Source organism: Mycobacterium sp. (assembly GCF_049278535.1).
Taxonomy (GTDB): Bacteria; Actinomycetota; Actinomycetes; order Mycobacteriales; family Mycobacteriaceae; genus Mycobacterium.
This window is the reverse complement of sequence record NZ_JBAPMI010000368.1, coordinates 1-17158: the sequence shown is the minus strand read 5'-3', so window position 1 is coordinate 17158 and position 17158 is coordinate 1. Positions and strand designations below refer to the sequence as shown.

The 17158-nt window shown below is 64.0% G+C and carries 17 protein-coding genes and 2 pseudogenes; 7 read left to right on the top strand and 12 right to left on the bottom strand.

Annotated features, from left to right (window positions below):
• Window positions 1-22 precede the first annotated feature (22 nt).
• From WAO18_RS23775 to WAO18_RS23760, 4 genes and pseudogenes are all read left to right on the top strand, one after another.
• The gene (locus WAO18_RS23775) at window positions 23-826 is read left to right on the top strand and encodes a crotonase/enoyl-CoA hydratase family protein (RefSeq protein WP_422208680.1); all 804 of its coding nucleotides are present in this window, start codon (window positions 23-25) and stop codon (window positions 824-826) included.
• 335 nt (window positions 827-1161) lie between these two features.
• A pseudogene (locus WAO18_RS23770) lies at window positions 1162-1821 on the top strand (response regulator transcription factor); the annotation flags it as partial.
• A 3-nt stretch (window positions 1822-1824) separates the two neighbouring features.
• Window positions 1825-2127 (top strand): annotated as a pseudogene (locus WAO18_RS23765) (winged helix-turn-helix domain-containing protein); the annotation flags it as partial.
• Between the two features lie 180 nt (window positions 2128-2307).
• The gene (locus WAO18_RS23760) at window positions 2308-4089 is read left to right on the top strand and encodes an NAD-binding protein (protein WP_422208679.1); all 1782 of its coding nucleotides are present in this window, start codon (window positions 2308-2310) and stop codon (window positions 4087-4089) included.
• 4 nt (window positions 4090-4093) lie between these two features.
• Here WAO18_RS23760 and WAO18_RS23755 read toward each other — a convergent pair whose 3' ends face one another.
• From WAO18_RS23755 to WAO18_RS23730, 6 genes are all read right to left on the bottom strand, one after another.
• Window positions 4094-4603 carry a hypothetical protein gene (locus WAO18_RS23755; RefSeq protein ID WP_422208678.1) on the bottom strand — a complete coding sequence of 170 codons (510 nt, stop codon included), beginning with the start codon at window positions 4601-4603 and terminating at the stop codon, window positions 4094-4096.
• Between the two features lie 253 nt (window positions 4604-4856).
• The gene (gene glnA, locus WAO18_RS23750; protein ID WP_422208677.1) at window positions 4857-6293 is read right to left on the bottom strand and encodes a type I glutamate--ammonia ligase; all 1437 of its coding nucleotides are present in this window, start codon (window positions 6291-6293) and stop codon (window positions 4857-4859) included.
• 103 nt (window positions 6294-6396) lie between these two features.
• Complete coding sequence (locus tag WAO18_RS23745) at window positions 6397-7143, bottom strand: glucose 1-dehydrogenase (RefSeq protein WP_422208676.1); 747 nt, start codon at window positions 7141-7143, stop codon at window positions 6397-6399.
• Window positions 7144-7225: 82 nt separating this feature from the next.
• Window positions 7226-7480 carry a hypothetical protein gene (locus tag WAO18_RS23740; protein ID WP_422208675.1) on the bottom strand — a complete coding sequence of 85 codons (255 nt, stop codon included), beginning with the start codon at window positions 7478-7480 and terminating at the stop codon, window positions 7226-7228.
• A 104-nt stretch (window positions 7481-7584) separates the two neighbouring features.
• Window positions 7585-8283, bottom strand: coding sequence for a glycoside hydrolase (locus tag WAO18_RS23735; RefSeq protein ID WP_422208674.1), 699 nt, complete (start codon window positions 8281-8283; stop codon window positions 7585-7587).
• Between the two features lie 69 nt (window positions 8284-8352).
• A complete protein-coding gene (locus WAO18_RS23730) occupies window positions 8353-8757 on the bottom strand; it encodes a hypothetical protein (protein WP_422208673.1) in 405 nt (134 codons plus the stop codon).
• A 270-nt stretch (window positions 8758-9027) separates the two neighbouring features.
• Between WAO18_RS23730 and WAO18_RS23725 the strand changes: the two genes are divergently transcribed.
• Window positions 9028-10230, top strand: a complete 1203-nt coding sequence (locus WAO18_RS23725) for a cytochrome P450 (RefSeq protein ID WP_422208672.1) — start codon at window positions 9028-9030, stop codon at window positions 10228-10230.
• Here the strand turns inward: WAO18_RS23725 and WAO18_RS23720 are convergent.
• From WAO18_RS23720 to WAO18_RS23700, 5 genes are all read right to left on the bottom strand, one after another.
• Complete coding sequence (locus WAO18_RS23720; protein WP_422208693.1) at window positions 10227-10787, bottom strand: TetR/AcrR family transcriptional regulator; 561 nt, start codon at window positions 10785-10787, stop codon at window positions 10227-10229. The two genes, WAO18_RS23725 and WAO18_RS23720, sit on opposite strands and share 4 nt — an antisense overlap.
• 75 nt (window positions 10788-10862) lie before the next feature.
• Window positions 10863-11189, bottom strand: coding sequence for a hypothetical protein (locus WAO18_RS23715; RefSeq protein WP_422208692.1), 327 nt, complete (start codon window positions 11187-11189; stop codon window positions 10863-10865).
• An 8-nt stretch (window positions 11190-11197) separates the two neighbouring features.
• Window positions 11198-12502, bottom strand: coding sequence for an aromatic ring-hydroxylating oxygenase subunit alpha (locus WAO18_RS23710; protein WP_422208671.1), 1305 nt, complete (start codon window positions 12500-12502; stop codon window positions 11198-11200).
• The gene (locus WAO18_RS23705; protein WP_422208670.1) at window positions 12499-13386 is read right to left on the bottom strand and encodes an enoyl-CoA hydratase/isomerase family protein; all 888 of its coding nucleotides are present in this window, start codon (window positions 13384-13386) and stop codon (window positions 12499-12501) included. The genes WAO18_RS23710 and WAO18_RS23705 overlap by 4 nt, the downstream gene beginning before the upstream one ends.
• Before the next feature lie 65 nt (window positions 13387-13451).
• Window positions 13452-14417 (bottom strand): TIGR03621 family F420-dependent LLM class oxidoreductase, encoded by a 966-nt coding sequence (locus WAO18_RS23700; protein WP_422208669.1) that lies wholly within the window; start codon window positions 14415-14417, stop codon window positions 13452-13454.
• A gap of 86 nt (window positions 14418-14503) precedes the next feature.
• Between WAO18_RS23700 and WAO18_RS23695 the strand changes: the two genes are divergently transcribed.
• Both WAO18_RS23695 and WAO18_RS23690 read left to right on the top strand, forming a co-directional pair.
• Window positions 14504-15208 carry an SDR family NAD(P)-dependent oxidoreductase gene (locus WAO18_RS23695; protein WP_422208668.1) on the top strand — a complete coding sequence of 235 codons (705 nt, stop codon included), beginning with the start codon at window positions 14504-14506 and terminating at the stop codon, window positions 15206-15208.
• 21 nt (window positions 15209-15229) lie between these two features.
• Window positions 15230-16684 (top strand): aldehyde dehydrogenase, encoded by a 1455-nt coding sequence (locus tag WAO18_RS23690; protein ID WP_422208667.1) that lies wholly within the window; start codon window positions 15230-15232, stop codon window positions 16682-16684.
• Here the strand turns inward: WAO18_RS23690 and WAO18_RS23685 are convergent.
• Window positions 16681-17158: hypothetical protein (locus tag WAO18_RS23685; RefSeq protein WP_422208666.1), on the bottom strand; the 478-nt coding region annotated here is incomplete at its 5' end. The two genes, WAO18_RS23690 and WAO18_RS23685, sit on opposite strands and share 4 nt — an antisense overlap.

Sequence of the window (17158 nt, the reverse complement as noted above, 5' to 3'; positions counted from 1 at the left end):
TCGGATTGGTAAGTTCCCCAGCGTGTCCGAAGACAGAGTTCACGTGGAGATCGGCGCCAGTGGCGTAGCAACGGTGACGATGGTGCGCACCGACAAGCACAATGCGCTTGACCAGGCCATGTTCGAGGCCTTGATGAATACCGCGGGCCGGCTGGCAGGCGAAGCGTCGGTTCGCGCGGTTGTGCTGCACGGCGAGGGGAAGAGCTTCTGCTCCGGTCTGGATATCGCCAGCTTCATGTCCGGTCAGGGCGGTACCGGCGTGCTGCTGGAGCGCGACAGCAACCGGCTGGCCAACTTCGCTCAGCGCGTGGCCTACGACTGGTCCTTGGTGCCGGCGCCCGTGATCGCCGCGATTCACGGGAACTGCTTCGGCGGCGGCCTGCAGATCGCGTTGGGCACCGACATCAGGATCGCTGCGCCGGACGCGAAGCTGTCGATCATGGAGGTCAAGTGGGGCCTCGTCCCCGACATGGGCATCACGCAGGCGCTTCCGCGACTGGTCCGTATCGACGTTGCGAAGGAGCTGACGTTCAGCGGCCGGATCGTTTCTGGGAGTGAGGCTTTGGCGCTCGGATTGGTCACGCGAAACAGTGACGATCCGCTGGCGTCGGCACTGGCACTCGCAGAGGAGATCGCGCAGAAGTCTCCAGACGCCGTGCGGGCCGCCAAGCGCCTCTACGACGAGACGTGGGCCAGCGACGACGCCGCCGCTGCCCTCAAACGCGAATCCGAGCTGCAAACCGGGCTGATCGGTAAACCCAATCAGCTAGCCGCCGTAGTGGCCGGAATGTCAGGAGAGCCGCCGGTCTTCGTCGACCCCGCTTAGCGTCTCGCGGCGAAGCTCTCAGCGGGCGCCGTTGGTCTCAGCGATTTCTCAGCGCCGCTGCCGTATGCATGGAGCCGACGCTGGGAGCCGCGGGGTTGTTGCACGGCTGCCTGAGATATTCGATGAGACCAAGGATCACTCCGATGAACGCTGTCATGGGGCATGCCTGTACCGAGCTGGCCGGCGGCCGCTCTGGGTCTGCGATCCGTCAAGATGTTGACAACGACGCAGTTCAACGGGCTCATCGTGGTTGGGTTTCTGGTTGTCATGCTGCCGCGCCCCGGACGTTTCGATTGCATGGTTCGAGTACACCGCGAACCAAGTAGCGTCCTGGCGTGAGGGTTTTGCTCGTCGAGGACGACCCTCTCTTGTCAAGGACTCTGTCGATCGTGCTGAAGGCCGAGGGCTTTGTCGTCGTGTCCGTCGGGACCGGCATCGACGGCCTTCGCGAGGCCACTGAGAATAGCTTCGACGTCGTCGTGCTGGACATCATGCTCCCCGGCTACAGCGGGTATGAGGTGCTGCGCCGGATGCGAGCGCAGGGCGTGTGGACACCGGTGCTCATGCTGACCGCCAGGGTCGGTGAGAACGACGAGACCTATGCGTTCGACCTCGGAGCGGATGACTACCTGACCAAACCCTTCTCGTTTCCGGTGCTCGTGGCCCGGCTGCGGGCTCTGATACGCCGCGGCGCACCGGAGCGACCAGTGGTGTTGACCGTGGGCTCGTTGTCCCTCGACCCCGCCCGGCATACGGTCCATCGTGGTTCGACGCCGATTGCATTGACTCCGCGCGAATATGGGGTTCTGGAATTTTTCATGCGCAACAAGGACGTGGTGGTGACGAAGGACGAAATCTTGCGCAATGTGTGGGATGCGAATTACGAGGGTCCCGACAATGTCGTCGAGGTGTACGTGGGTTATCTGCGTCGCAAGATCGACGTTCCCTTCGACACCAACACCATTGAGACGATCCGCGGTGTCGGCTACCGGTTACGGCGGCCGGCGATGTTGACCGCGGGTTCGTTGTCCCTTGACCCCACCAAGCATACGGTTCGACGTGGTTCGACGCCGATTGTGTTGACTCCGCGCGAATATGGGGTTCTGGAATTTTTCATGCGCAACAAGGGCGTGGTGCTGACCAGGGCCGAGATCTTGCGCAATGTGTGGGATGCGAACTATGCGGGTCCTGACAATGTCGTCGAGGTGTACGTGGGTTATCTGCGTCGCAAGGTCGACGTTCCGTTCGACATCAGCACCATTGAGACGATCCGCGGTGTCGGCTACCGCCTACTCGGCTGAAAAGTATCACTTGGCTACTACTGAACTATTTCGTATGCGTGACAAACTCGGGTCGAGTCTGTTGCGTTAACGACTCCGACTGCGGGACAACGCTGTTGGTTCCGGTAGCGCTGATCGGCGTTGTGGCCGATAGTCATAGGGGATATTAGCCGAAGCATCAACGTAGGTGGTTGCCGCAATATGGGCGAGGTCTTCCAGTTTCACCGTGAAATCATCGTCTGCGGTGACGATCCACTCGCCAACACCATCATCGACGAGTTGCGCGGCGCCGGCGCCAGGATCATCCGGATCAACTCCGCCGCCGAACTGCTCGGCGCCGGCGTGCACCGTGCGCGCGCTGTCGTTTGCGCGGGACCCAATGACGCGGTGAATCTCGAGATTGCACTGTTGGCCAGGAGATACAGCCCGAACGTACGCGTGGTGGCGCGCATCGCCGACAACGTGCTGCGCGACGCGGTCGCCGCGATCAGCGGACCCGGTGCGATCCTGAACGTCGCCGACCTGGCCACACCCTCGGTCGTCGAGGCGGTTCTGTCGCGCAACGCACACCAGTTCGAAACGGCCGGAATGGAATTCGTTGTCTGGGGATCCGAAGCGACCAAGGAAGGGACGCTGCGCGACATCTACAACGACCTCGCACCGGTGGCAGTGGTTCACGGTAAGGATTCACCCGCACCCGGCGAGGTGGTGCCTTGTCCGGGACGGGATTTACAGGTCTACAAAGGCGACTGGACCTCGATGATCGGCGTCAAGGAAGAATTGGAAGCCCGCGGGATCGCGGTGCCGCCTTCGACTGCGACCCGGTCAAGCCAGTCGCGGGTCCGACGCTTCGTCGATGCGGTGCGTTCCATGTACGACGACGTGAATCCACTGCTCTTTCCCTCGCTGGCATTCGCGCTGTTCCTCACTCTCGGTTCGACTGCCTTGGTGCGGTTCACCTACGAGAAGCCACGGATGTCGTGGCTCGACGCGTTGTACTTCGCCGCCGAGACGATCACGACGGTGGGATACGGCGATTTCAGCTTCGGCCAGCAGTCCCGCTTCTTGAGATTGTTTGCCGTCGGGTTGATGTTCGGCGGCGCGATCGTCACGGCAATCCTCGTCGCGTTCATAGCGGACCTGCTGCTCTCGCGACGCTTCGTGCAGACGGCCGGACGTCGCCGCGCCAAGCACATGCGTGACCACATCGTCGTTGTCGGGCTGGGCTCCATCGGCATCCGCGTGGTCAGCGACCTGACCGCTGCCGGATATGACGTCGTCGTCATCGAGAAAGACGAGAACAACCGATTCCTTTCGACCGCAGCCGAACTCGACGTGCCGGTGATCTTCGGGGACTCGACAATGCGGCAGACCCTGGAGTCGGCACGCGTCGAGCGCGCCCGGGGGATGGCGGTGGTCACCCAGGACGATATGGAGAACATCCGGACCGGCATCGTCCTGCTGGAGATCTTGGGCCCCGACACCAAGCAGCCGATTGTGATGCGTGTACAAGGCCGTGCCCTCGGCGCCGCAGTGAACCAGCAGTTCGGTTTCGAAAACGTGCGCTCGATCGTGGATTTGGCGGCCCCGTGGTTCATCGGCGCCGCCATGGGCCTGCAGGTACTGGGCACCTTCTGGGTCGGTCAGCGTTCCTTCATGGTCGGCGCGATGCTGGTAGCCGAAGGCAGCGAGCTTGACGGCCTGCGGATGGTCGACATGTCCACCCAGACCCGCGTCATCGCGATCACCCGGCCGGAAGGGCCGGTGAGCCTGCGGCCGAGGCGCAATTCTCAATTGTGCGCGGGCGACACCGTCTATCTCATCGGACCGTATCGCGAGCTGATCGCGACCCTTCGCAAGGGCCAGCCGCCACCGCTGACCGCGATCAACGGCGAGAGCGCGTTGGCACTTGCCGCGGCGCGTTCCACGCGCCGACCAGAGGTGCGCCTGCCCCGGTGGGCGCCTGACCCCGACGACGCCTGAGCGGTCAGGAGCCGTCGAGGACCAAGTGCCAGCGCTTCATCCAGGGGTCGATGAGTTCGGCAACGGTGCCGCCGGCTTCGCCTGCGCGGATGGTGATGCCGACCGGGGTGGCGGTACCGTCGGCGTTGCGATAGTAGACGGGTCCGCCGGAGTCGCCCTTGTCGACGTGGGCGCGGAATCGCACCGTTGTGGGCTGCACGTCGACAATCGGGCCGCATTCCGGCCCACCGCGCCGTGCGCCGCTGATCAGGCCGTAGTGACATAGTTGCTGGCCGCTGGCCAGACGACTGTCGTCGACAGCCATGGTCACCGGCCGGATCCCGATAATGCGTGTGTCGGTGGGCACCGGCGGTCCGTTCGTGGAATTACCTATACCGAGCACGGCGATGTCGTCGTCCACGCCGTGGTCGCCTTCGTAGACCTTGTGGTTGAACCACCCGACCACTTGAAAGCCTTTGGTCTCGTTGAAATACGTGACAGCGCCGTCGCGATCACAGTGCCCGGCGGTCAGCACGCCGGGCTGACCGTTGGCATCGTGGATGAGCCATCCGGCGGTGCAGGTATCGACGGGCTGATTGTCGGCGTCGTAGATGCCGATGCCGACACCGGGGGCCAGCGACGGCGCCGGATGATGGCTCAGCTCGAAGTCCGGCGGATCCGCAGCGACGGTCGCAGCAAACAGCGCGCCGCAGCAGCTGATTGCCGCTGCGGCGATCGCAGCCTGCGCCCATGTTTTCGTGCCCGCCAGTCTTGCACTGATGCGTGGTTCACACGTCGTAGTACAGCGCGAATTCGTAGGGGGTCGGGCGGAGGTTGTACGGCGCGAGCTCGTAGTCGCGTTTGTAGCTGATCCATGTAGCGATCAGGTCGGGCGTGAAAACCCCTCCCGCGGTGAGGTATTCGTGGTCTTCTTCCAGTCGGTCGATCACCGCGGACAGCTGGGTCGGAGCCTGCGGTATGTCGGCGGCCTCGTCGGGTGGCAATTCGTAGAGGTCTTTGTCGATCGGGGGAGGCGGCTCGATTTTGTTCTCAATGCCATCCAGGCCCGCCATCATCATCGCTGCGAACGACAGATAGGGGTTGCCCGACGCGTCAGGGCAACGGAATTCCAGCCGTTTGGCCTTCGGGTTGTTGCCGGTGATCGGGATGCGCACGCAGGCCGAGCGATTGCGTTGGCTGTAGACCAGATTGATCGGCGCCTCGTACCCGGGAACTAGGCGCTTGTAGGAGTTGACCGTGGGATTGGTGAAGGCCAGCAGCGAAGGGGCGTGATACAGCAGACCGCCGATGTAGTGCCGCGCGGTGTCAGACAGGCCGGCGTACCCGGCGTCGTCGTAGAACAGCGGGACGCCGTCCTTCCACAGCGACTGGTGCGAGTGCATGCCGGAACCGTTGTCACCGAACAGCGGCTTTGGCATGAACGTGACGGACTTGCCGGCCTGCCACGCGGTCTGCTTGACGATGTATTTGAACATCTGATGGTCGTCTGCTGCGTGCAGCAGCGTGTTGAATTTGTAGTTGATCTCGGCCTGGCCCCCGCTGCCGACTTCGTGGTGACCCTTCTCCAGACAGAAGCCCGCGTTGGTGAGATGGGTCAGCATTTCGTCGCGCAGGTCGACGTAGTGGTCGGTGGGAGCCACCGGAAAGTACCCGCCTTTGGGGCGGACTTTGTAGCCCAGATTCGGGCTGCCGTCGGACTCGTTTTCTGCTCCGGTGTTCCACCACCCCGATGCCGCGTTCACCTTGTAGAACGATTCGTTCGTGGCTGAGTCGAAACTGACCGAGTCGAAGATGTAGAACTCGGCTTCCGGGCCGAAGTACGCGGTGTCCGCGATGCCCGAGCTGACCAAATAGTTCTCCGCCTTACGGGCGACGTTGCGCGGGTCGCGCGAATACAACTCGAGCGTGAACGGGTCGTGCACGGAGAAGTTCACGATCAGCGTTCTAGCGGTGCGGAACGGGTCGATGGTGGCGGTTTCTGGATCGGGAAGAAGCAACATGTCGGATTCGTGAATGGACTGGAATCCGCGAATTGACGAGCCGTCGAAGGCCAAGCCTTCTTCGAAGACGCTCCCGTCGAACGCATAGATCGGAATGGTGAAGTGCTGCATGGTTCCCGGCAGGTCGCAAAAGCGGACATCGACGTACTCGATGCGCTCATCGTTGGCGAGCTTGAAAATGTCGTCGGGCGTCTTGTCGGACACGGATTACCCCTTTGCCTGGCTAAACCGCGCCCTCGCGGCGTGCCACAATTCACGCACGCCGCGAGGCTTTTCGCATCTGGGGCGGTCAGTAGATCGACGGTTGCTAGGACGCCAGGTCTTTCCTGGGGGTGTCGGCGGTGACTCCGCCGTCGACCACGAACTCCGAGCCTGTCGAATAGGAGGATTCGTCGCTGGCCAAATAGAGGACCAGATTGGACACCTCGATGGGCTCAGCGGGGCGGCCGAGCGGCGCGGCGACGATGTCGTCGGGAAAATGTGCGGTCATGGGCGTGCGCACCAACCCGGGATGGACCGAGTTGACCCGAATGTTGTAGCGCCCCAATTCGATCGCGGTCGATTTGGTCAGTCCGCGCACTGCCCACTTAGAGGCGACGTACGCGTGCGCGAACGGGGCGCCCCGCAGCCCTTCGATCGACGAGATGTTGATGATCGAGCCCCCGCCGGAGGAGATCATTTCATCCACCACGGCCTGGATACCCAGAAAAGTGCCGGTCAAGTTGACGTCGAGGGTGTGGCGCCAGCGTTCGAGTTCGAACTTGCGCACCGTTTTCCGGCCCGCGACGCCGGCGTTGTTCACCAGGACGTTGAGGTGGCCGAACCACTGCACCGTCTCGGCGACCGCCGAAGCCCACTGGTCCGGTTGTGTTACGTCCAAGCGGAGATAGTGCGCGTCATCACCGAGTTCTCTTGCGACAGAATGACCTTCGTCGTCGAGTACGTCGCCGATAACGACCTTGGCCCCTTCGCGGACCAACAGGCGCGCGTGTTCGGCGCCCATACCGCGGGCACCGCCGGTGATCAGCGCGACCTTGCCTTCGACTCGTCCCACGAAAATCTCCCTCTACCTAGCGATGGCCGGCTTGTCGCGGCCATGATGGGAGAGGTTAGGCGAGTGATGGGCAGTCAGGCGTTTAACCGCCGTAGGTAGGCCCTTGGACCCCGTTGGTGTACGTCACGCATTTGTTGTTGGTGCAGCATGTCTCTTGAAGCTGCGCATCTTGCCCGAAATGCGAGCTCACCTGGCTTTGGGTGTATTGACCGCCGGAGCTCTTGCACGAATCCTCGATGGCAGTCTGCGCGTGAGCGAAAGGCGCAACCAGGATCGTCGCCGCAACCGGGATGCCGAAAGCGGCCACAGGGATCGCGGGAAAGACCGGTCGTTTCATGTTTCTCCATGCTCTCGGTGGTCACGCTAGTTTACCGGCCCAGCAGGATCAGACCGCTGAGTGCGTTCCGGCCATCCCTCGATAGCGCCCACGCCGCGCGTCGATCAGGCCGGGGGCGTCGGGGCCATCGATCCGATGAAGTAGGTTTCACGGCCCGTCGGATAGCCACCGCCATTGGTGGCGATATGCACGTGGTCGTAGTGGTTGGCGGTTTCGTTCCCCATGTTCGCCGTCCAGCTCGGCTTGCCGAGACCGGGATAGATCTTCTGTCGCCAGATCACATGGTCGACGCCCCACCGTTTGGCGTTTGCCAGGGCAAACCCGGCGATCTGGTCGCCGAGCTCGATACCTTCGGGGGAATTGTGGTTCGGGATCATCACGTCGATCGCCAGGCCGTTGGGGTGCCACCTCAGCGCGTCCTGGCGGTACCCGCCGATTGTGCTGATCTGCGGAAACAGCAGGCTGATCGCGCGAGCCGCCCAGATGGTCTTGACCTGCAACCCGTTCTCGGGCGCCACGCCGGCCGGCAACGTGACCAGGAAGCTTTGCGCTGTGGTGGGAGCATCAGCCGTCAACGACTGCACCTCGGCGGCGGTGGCGATGCGCGGCGGAGCGGGAACAGGCGCTGGAGGCGCAGGTTGGGCCTGCGCGACAGGGGTTGGGCTGGGCACCGATGCCGTCGGTTTCGTAGCGCAGCACGCCGGTTCGGTGCTCTGGGCGTAGAGCATGGCAGCAGAGACGGCGAGGGTGGCACCGAATCCCAACCAGCGGCCCCGTCCGCTGGCTAACCGATTTCTGCTCACGAACAGCACTTTAACGCCGGGCTCGGTGTTAAGTGGCAACTTTGTACAGCTTGTGTCGGAGCTGTTGGATCAGTAGATAACCGGAGAGAAAGCGGCCGAATTGCCGGTGCCGTTGCAGGTCACGTTGACGGAGTAATGCCCGCCGAGTTGCTGGAAGATGATCGTTATCGGTGCCGAGGGGTTCGGCCCGGTGACCGTCGTCTGGCGATTGTAGGGAAGTGCCGGCGTGCCCTGAACGCCCACAGCGTGATACTGGCAGAATTCCGTGACGCCCTCAGGGTTCCGGGCATCGACGACCGTCGCGAATATGGCGCCGGCCCCACCGCCGTAAATGACCTGCATGCTGTTGTCGCTGTTGTAGAAATACCCCGGCTCGGTTGCTCGCGCCGTGCCGGCACTGCCGAAAATCGCAGCGGATAGCGAAAGCGCGACAGCCGAGCCGCGCAACATCGTGGTGGTCCGGTTGGTGTTCATCGTTGTTGCTCCTGCTCGTGTCGAACCAAAGCCCTGATCACAGTTTAAGTCGGTCGACGTGTACCCGATTGCTACACAACCATGCCGGCCCACCGTCGCGAGCCCTTGACGTCGTCAGTACGCGGCTGCTAAACATGGCGTGCGCCCGAAATTGGGCGATCGCCCAATAATTGTTCGGAGGCTTCAAATGGGCCGGATGGACGGCAGAGTCGCGTTCGTGGCCGGTGCGCCGGTGGACGCCGGCAGCTGCCTGAAGTAAGGGAAGCATCGATGACCATCGCGCACGAGACCGACGTTTACTACGACCCGTACGACACGGGCATCAACAACGATCCCTACCCGACCTATGCGCGGCTGCGCGAGGAAGCGCCGATCTACTACAACGAAAAGTACGACTTCTGGGCCATCTCCCGGCATTCCGATGTCGAGCGGGCACTGGCGAACTGGCAGGTCTTCTCCAGTCGCCGCAGCGACATCCTGGAGTTGGTCAAGTCGAAATTCGACATGCCGGCCGGCGTGATGATGTTCCAGGATCCGCCCGAGCATTCGATGTTGCGCGGGCTGATGTCGCGGGTGTTCACGCCGCGCCGGATGGCCGCCATCGAAGACCAGATCCGGCAGTACTGCGTCAGATGCCTGGATCCGCTGGTCGGCTCGGACGGGTTCGACATCATCGCCGAGCTCGCGTCGATGATGCCGATGCGGGTGATCGGAATGCTGTTGGGAATACCTGAATCCGAGCAGATTTCGGTGCGTGATGCCAACGACGCCAACTTGCGGACCAAACCGGGCGCCCCGCTCAAGGTCGCCAACGCCGACTCCATCGCCGACGGCCGGATCTACGCCGACTACGTCGAATGGCGATCCAAGAACCCGTCCGACGACCTGATGACCACGCTGCTCAATGTCGAGTTCGACGACGAGAACGGGGTGCACCGGAAGCTGACGCGAAAAGAGGTGCTGCACTACACCCAGGTGGTCGCAGGCGCGGGCAACGAAACGACGGGCCGACTGATTGGCTGGCTGGCCAAGGTGCTCGCGGAACACCCGGACCAACGGCGAGAGATTGAGCTGGATCGTTCGCTGCTGAACCGCACCGTCGATGAGACGCTGCGCTTCGAACCGACCGGACCGCACGTGGCCCGTTGGATGGCAGCGGATTTCGAGTGCTACGGCACCACCGTCCCGGCCGGCAGCGCGATGCTGCTGCTGTTCGGCGCGGCCAACCGCGACCCCCGCCGCTACACCGAGCCCGACACCTTCGACATCCACCGCGACAACATCTCGCACATCACCTTCGGCAAGGGCGTGCATTACTGCCTGGGCGCCAACCTCGCCCGGTTGGAGGGCCGCGTCGCGCTGGACGAGATCCTCAACCGCTGGCCTGAGTGGGGCATCGACTACGACACAGCACAACTCGCGTCGACGTCGACCGTCCGCGGCTGGGAGAAGCTGCGGATCGTGCTGCCCTAGCCGGCGCCGCGCCGACCCTTCGGCTGCGGCATTTCGAATTTGTCCAGGAATCGGTTCACCAATGCGACGGCCTCGTCGTGACCGCCCGCGGTGCCGAGCCCTTGTTCGAGGATCAGCGTCCGTCCGATCGCGGCGATGATGACGGCGAGCGCCGCCGGCGGGAAATCGTCGGTGTCCAGGTCGTGCTCGCGAACAATGAAGTTCAGTGCGGTGATCTGTTGTTCGCGCCAGCGTTCGGACCAGGCTGCGATCTCCGCGCGGATGTCCTTGCGGTGGTTGGCAAGTCCCATGAACTCCAACAGCAGTCGAGTATCTTTCGGTGCGATGAGGGTCTCCCAAAACGCGTGCAAAGGCCGGTCAGAGGCCAACGCCTTTTGTTGCCTATCCAGGTAGATGGTGGCGCCGATCCGGAAGACGGCCAGATACAGCTCGTCCATGGTGGGGAAGTAGTAGTGCACAAGGGCCGGCTTGACCCCGGCCTGGGCCGCGACCCGGCGTGAGGTGGCCGCCGCGTAACCTTCCTCGACCATGATCTGACTCGTCGCGGCGATCAGCATGTCGCGCGTGGTGGAGTCGCGTGCCTTGGGTCGTGCGGATGCGGTCACATTACGGTTCCTATCACAACGGCAGGATCACACGGCCGGCTCGGCGACCATCTCGAAGAATGCGGCACCCGAGTCCGGGATGCGGTTCTGCTTGAACACGTTGACCGCGTAAGAGACCAGGATCATTGAATACAGCAGGTGCAGCAGCGTCGTGGCATCGTCTGGTAAATCGTCGATGTCGAGACCGTTGAGATAGCCGATCGCCTCCTCGGCCCGCGGCGCCGCCGCGTCGTAGAACGCGACCAGCTCGTCGAAAGGCTTCGACAGCCGCGCCTCGTAGCGTTGCGCCCGGGTCGGCAGCGCCCAGTCGACGACGAACGGCTGAAGATCGGAGAATGCTTGCGGCAAGCGCAAAATCGGCACTACGACTCCTTCGCGGATTGGTAGGCGCCAACGGCGTCCCGGATGACCGAGTGGAACTGGCGGATGAGCAGCTCCTGATCGCTGAGGTGAAAGGTGTTCTGCGCGCGTGTCTTCAGCGCCGAATGGGTGGCTTCGATGGTGTTCACATCTTGCATGGCGAACTCGATCGTGCTGTCGACCACCAGCTCCTGCGCAAGGCGATCGGCGGCGTTCGCCGGCGGCACGAAGTACAGGTCGATCTGGTAGATGTGCGAGTCGACGGTTTCCGGCCAATAGGTGTAGGTGATGTAGTAGCCACGCGCCCAGATCTGGATGGAGATGTTGGGGAACAGCCAGAACTGGTCGTTGCCCCACGAGGCGATGCTGCCGCGGTTGAGGAAATCGGCGCCGTCGTTCTCGAGCCCGATGTCGGGAACGTCGTCGGGGCCGAAAAGGCCTGCACGGAACAGCTTGTAAACCCAGCGTTGGTCCTGGCGGGCCGGCCCCGCGGTGCCCGGTTCGCGCGGCGGCAATGGTGGTGGGCCGGGGACCGAGGTGAGCATGTGCGGACGGAACAGCTCGTAGTGATACGAGTCGACGGGCGGCACCATCATCTCGGCCTTGGCGACGTCCGGGTCGATGAAACGCCCGTGCACGTACGGCGGGTGATACCACTCGCACACCGAGTCGACGGCGAGCTTCCAGTTGCCGTTGATCCGGGTGGAGAACCCGTAATGCTGCGTCATCTTGTCGAACGGGTAGTTCTCGATCGGCAACAGGCCGTCACCGAGGAAGCTGCGCAACGGAACTGGGTCGTCGGCGAGGTTGATGAAGATGAAGCCGGCCCACACCTCGCAGTGCACGGGCGGCATCCGCAGCGAGGCCTTGTCCAGGTTGAAGAACTCGCCTTCGTTGGTGATGTGGTTGACCTTGCCGTCCAGGCCGTACCGCCAGCCGTGGTACTTGCAGGAGAAGGCGCGGCAGCTTCCCGAGGACTCCCGGCCGGGGTGTTCCTGCCAGACCACCTTGTTGCCGCGATGGGCGCACACGTTGTGAAATGCGTGCACGGTGTCGTCGAGGTCGCGGGCGATCACGATCGACGCCAGGTTGCCGGGTAGGTCGCGGGTGAAGTATGAGCCCTTGCGCGGCAGCCGCTCGATTCGACCGACGCACAACCAGTTTCGCTTGAACACGGCTTCGCGTTCGGCGGCGAAGAATTCCGGCGAGATCGAGTCCTCGTAGTTGACCGGGGCCGTGCCGAGTTCGGGGTAGTCGGTGGTGAACTTGCCGCGGCCGGTTGACAGTCGCTGCTGGATGCCGGTCACGAGTGAGCTCCTTCCTGTGCGGGCGCCCCGTTGCTCCAGGGTTCTTGATCCCAGGCCCGGTCCAGCGGCGCCATTTCGCCGCCGAACGGAAAGAACGCTCGCTGTGCGTAGGTTTCGCGAGCCAGCCCGTGTCCGAGTTCGTCGATGAAAGCCCGCTTGAGCGGGTTGGTGAAGAGCTGGCGCGAGTAGCGCAGCGTCAGCGGTGGGCGCTTGACCAACTCGCGGGCCAACTCCCAGGCGCGATCGAGGACTTGGTCCTTGGGCAGCACCTCGTTGACCACACCCCACTCTTTGGCTTCAGCCGCCCCGAGCTTCATGCCGGTCAACAGGAAGTAGCGGGCCCGGGTATGGCCGGCCAAAAAGCTCCAGATGACGTGCTGGCCGTCGCCCGGGACTTGGCCGCGCGGGAAGTGCGATGCGTCCTGGAAGTAGGCGTCCTCGGCGGCCAGCACGATGTCCCCGAGCAGCGGCACCTCGGAGTGCATATTGCACGGACCGTTGACGGCGCTGATCATCGGAACATCGACGTCGAGCACGTTGGTGATCAAGTGCCGTGCATACCAAGCCTTCTCGTCGAGCGTGTGCAGCCCGCGGGTGCCGGGCATCAACAGGTAGTCGGGCTTTTCGACGGGGTCGCCGTTGGGCATCCGTCCCCAGTTGGCGTTGTAGTTCTCGCCGGTGCCGGTGTGGATGAGCACCTTGATCTCGCGGTCCCCGGCGATGTCGGCGAATGCATCCGACATTTGGTCGTGCGCCTGCCAGTCCCACACCAGGCTGCGGCCGTTGGTGTGGCACTGCATGAGCAATATGCCGTCATCGGAGAGTTCGAGTCGATAGTTCGCGTACCGGTCGTGGTATTCGCTGTATCGGGTCCGCTTTGCCATGGGGCTGTCTCATTTCATTGAGCGATCGCCCAAATACTGACAGCTCTGTAAGCGGCGGTCAAGGTTTAGCGGCCGCTGAGCCGGTCCACTACCGGAGCGAACGCCTCGATCTGCGACTGTTGCACTGTGACGTAATTGACGCCGAGCGATTCGCGTTGCGAATACAGCATCTCCACAACGGTTTCCAGCGAACCGATCATGACGTTGGGATGTTCGCGCAACACGTCGGCCGGAATTCCGGTCGACGAAGCCGCGTTCGCGAGTGCGGCTTCGGCGTCGTCGGTGATCTGCGTGAAGTACGGCGAGCTCTCGATTTCGAGCCGACTGTAGCGATCGCCGGCCGCGGCCCGGACGGCGTCGATCCGACGCGCGGCAACGGTGTGCGGATCCAAACCTTCGGCGTCGCGTGCCACGAACGGCACGCTGGACATACTGACGATGTCGGCTTCCCGGCCCGCGAACGACAGCATCCGCGGGCCGCCACCGCCGATCATGATCGGCGGATGTGGACGTTGCACGGGGCGGGGCCGGCCCGCGTAGCCCCGCACCTGAACCTGCTCTCCGGCATAGTCCAGTTGCTCGCCTTCCCAGTGCGCCTTGATCAGCGACACCACCTCGGCCAACTTGGCGATTCGGCGGCCCGGCCGGTCAAAGGTCAATCCCATTGCGTTGTACTCGGTTTCGCTCCAACCAGCCCCGATGCCCAGCTCCAGCCGGCCGTCCGACAGCAGGTCCAGTGTCGCCGCTTCCTTGGCCAGCACTGCCGGCACGTGATAGTCGATGCAGAACACCCGGCTGCCGATCCGCAGGGTCTCGCTGAGCGCGGCCGCCGCGGCCATCGCCGCAATCGGGGCGAGGTCTTGGCGAGGCGTGCGCGCGAGTTTCTGTGCCGGACCGGGGCCAAGATAGTGGTCGGCGAGGAAAAGCGTTGAGTAGCCTAGGTGTTCGACCTTGCGAACGGTTTCGCGCCATTCACGTCCGCCGGCTGCGTTGGTCGCCTGCACAGCGAAGCGAAACGGAGGCCTGTCCATGGGCTTGACCATAATCGACGCGGAATGATAGGCATGGGGTTTGGGCAGTCGCCCAGGAAAGCGGCCAAGAAGGGACGGTAGCCGGCTTGAAGACGGCGGTGGTAACGGGTGGCGCCTCTGGGATCGGCCGCGCCGTTGCCGAGCGATTGCGCAGCGACGGATTTCAGGTGGCTGTCATCGACTTATCGCCCGCCGTCGACGAGTTCGGCCACGTCGCGGACGTCACCGACCGCGCGCAGGTGGACACCGCCGTCGCGGCGATTCGCGAACGGTTCGGCCCGATCCTGGTGCTGGTCAACGCGGCCGGAGTGGAGGGCTTCGGAAAGTTCTCCAAGATCACGTTTCCGGAATGGTCGAAGGTGATCGACGTCAACCTCAACGGCGTCTTCCACACCATCCAGGCGGTGCTGCCCGACATGGTCGAGGCCGGGTGGGGACGCATTGTCAACATCTCATCGTCCAGCGCGCATTCCGGTCAGCCGTTCATGGCGCATTACGTGGCGGCGAAGTCGGCCGTCAACGGGCTGACGAAATCGCTTGCGCTGGAATACGGCCCGTCGGGCATCACGGTCAACGCTGTTCCGCCCGGGTTCGTGGACACGCCGATGCTGCGCAGCGCGGAAAGCCGGCACCTGCTCGGTGGAACCGTGGAGGACCACATCAACCGCACACCGGTGCGGCGGGTGGGCCGGCCGGAGGACATCGCCGCCGCCTGTGCGTTTTTCGTGTCCGACGAGGCCGGCTACATCACCGGGCAGATCCTCGGCGTCAACGGCGGTCGCAACACTTAGAGAGCGGAAGATGGCAGAAATATGTGGGTGAGAGACCAGCTCTTCATCGACGGGAAATGGGACGGCGCCCAAGGTGATTCCGTCATCACCGTGATCTCGCCGCACAGCGAGGCCGAGATCGGTCGTGCGGTGTGCGCGGGACCGGCCGACGTCGACCGCGCGGTGCACGCGGCTCGTGCGGCGTTCGACACCGGGCCGTGGCCGCGGATGCAGCCGAGTGAGCGGATCGAGGCGATCGGTCGACTGGCTGCCGTCTACAAGGAACGGCGGGCCGACATGGCCGCGCTCATTTCAGCCGAGATCGGCGCACCGATCAGCTTCGCCAAGAGGGCGCAGGTCGGACTGCCGCTGATGATGATGTCGGCCTTCTGCGGTATGGCAACCGACTACCCTTGGCAGCAGGACCGTCCTGGCATGTACGGCAAGGACATTCGGATCCGAAAGGCACCGGTCGGTGTCATCGCCGCGGTGGTGCCGTGGAACATGCCGCAGTTCCTGACCGTCACCAAGGTCATTCCGGCGCTGCTGGCCGGGTGCTCGGTGGTGCTCAAACCGGCACCCGAGTCGGTGCTCGACGCATTGCTGCTCGCTGACCTCGTCGCCGAGGCAGATCTGCCGCCGGGGGTGTTGAACGTGGTGCCCGGCGGGCGCGATGTGGGCGAGCAACTGGTGGGCCACGACGGGGTGGACAAGGTGTCGTTCACCGGGTCGACGGCGGCCGGGCGCCACGTCGCGCTCGCGTGTGCGGCGGGCCTCAAGCAGGTCAGCCTCGAACTGGGTGGCAAGTCCGCGGCCATCGTGCTCGACGACGCTGACCCGTCAGCCGTGGCCACTGGCATACAGATGGCCAGCCTGGCCAACAGCGGGCAGGTCTGCAACGCGCTGAGCCGGATTCTGGTACCCGCGGCCCGCGAGGCCGAATTCGTCGACGCACTGGCGGCGGCGATGGAGTCGATGTCGGTCGGCGACCCTGCCGACCCGAACACCCAGATCGGCCCGTTGGTGGCCCAGCGTCAGCAAGAACGCGTCCGCGCCTACATCGACTCGGGCCGCAGCGAAGGAGCCCGCCTGGTGGTCGGCGGCGCCGACATGCCCGACGGCTTGGACACCGGCTGGTACGTCCGGCCGACGCTGTTCGGCGGCGCCCACAACGACATGCGGATCGCGCGCGAAGAGATCTTCGGCCCGGTGCTGACCGTGATCTCCTACCGCGACGAGGACGAGGCGATACAGATCGCCAACGACACCGAGTACGGGCTGGCCGGGTCGGTCTTCACCGCCGACACCGATCGCGGATACGGCGTGGCGGCGCGCGTGCGGTCAGGCACGTTCGGCGTCAACGAGGGCTACATCATGGACCCGGCAGCGCCGTTTGGCGGGGTCAAGAACAGCGGCTACGGTCGTGAACTCGGTGTCGAGGGAATCGACAGTTACACCGTGAGCCAATCGATTTCGGCTGCAGCGCAAGCAAATTAGTGCTTGCCGCCACCGACTTCGGCGGGTAGCGGCGGCGGCAACGGTGCCGTCGATGTCGCGGTCGTCGGGGCCGGAGCCGCGGCCTGGGTCTGGGTCTGAGGCGCGGCGGCGGGCGTGCGCGGTGTCGCGGCCGGGGTCTGCGTCGTCTTCGGCCCGTGGTACGACACCATCGGTTCGCGGCGGATCACTCCATTGGCGTCGCTGACCACCAGCGCGCTCGATGTGACCGTGTAGGTAACGCCGTCCTGCTTCGCGACGTAGCTGCCGTCGGGGGACGCTGAGGCGGACGCGATCAATTTTGCGCCGTCGCTGATCCGCACACCGTGGTAGCCGTACTGGCCGGCCGCGTTTTTGCAGATCGCCACCCGCGAGTTCGCGGTGCTGCCGAACGCGACCGCAGTGCTGGGTGCCGCGCAACGCGCGGAGGAGTCGACGAAGCCCAGCGCGTCGGTCGCCGGGTCGGCAGCGGCCAGC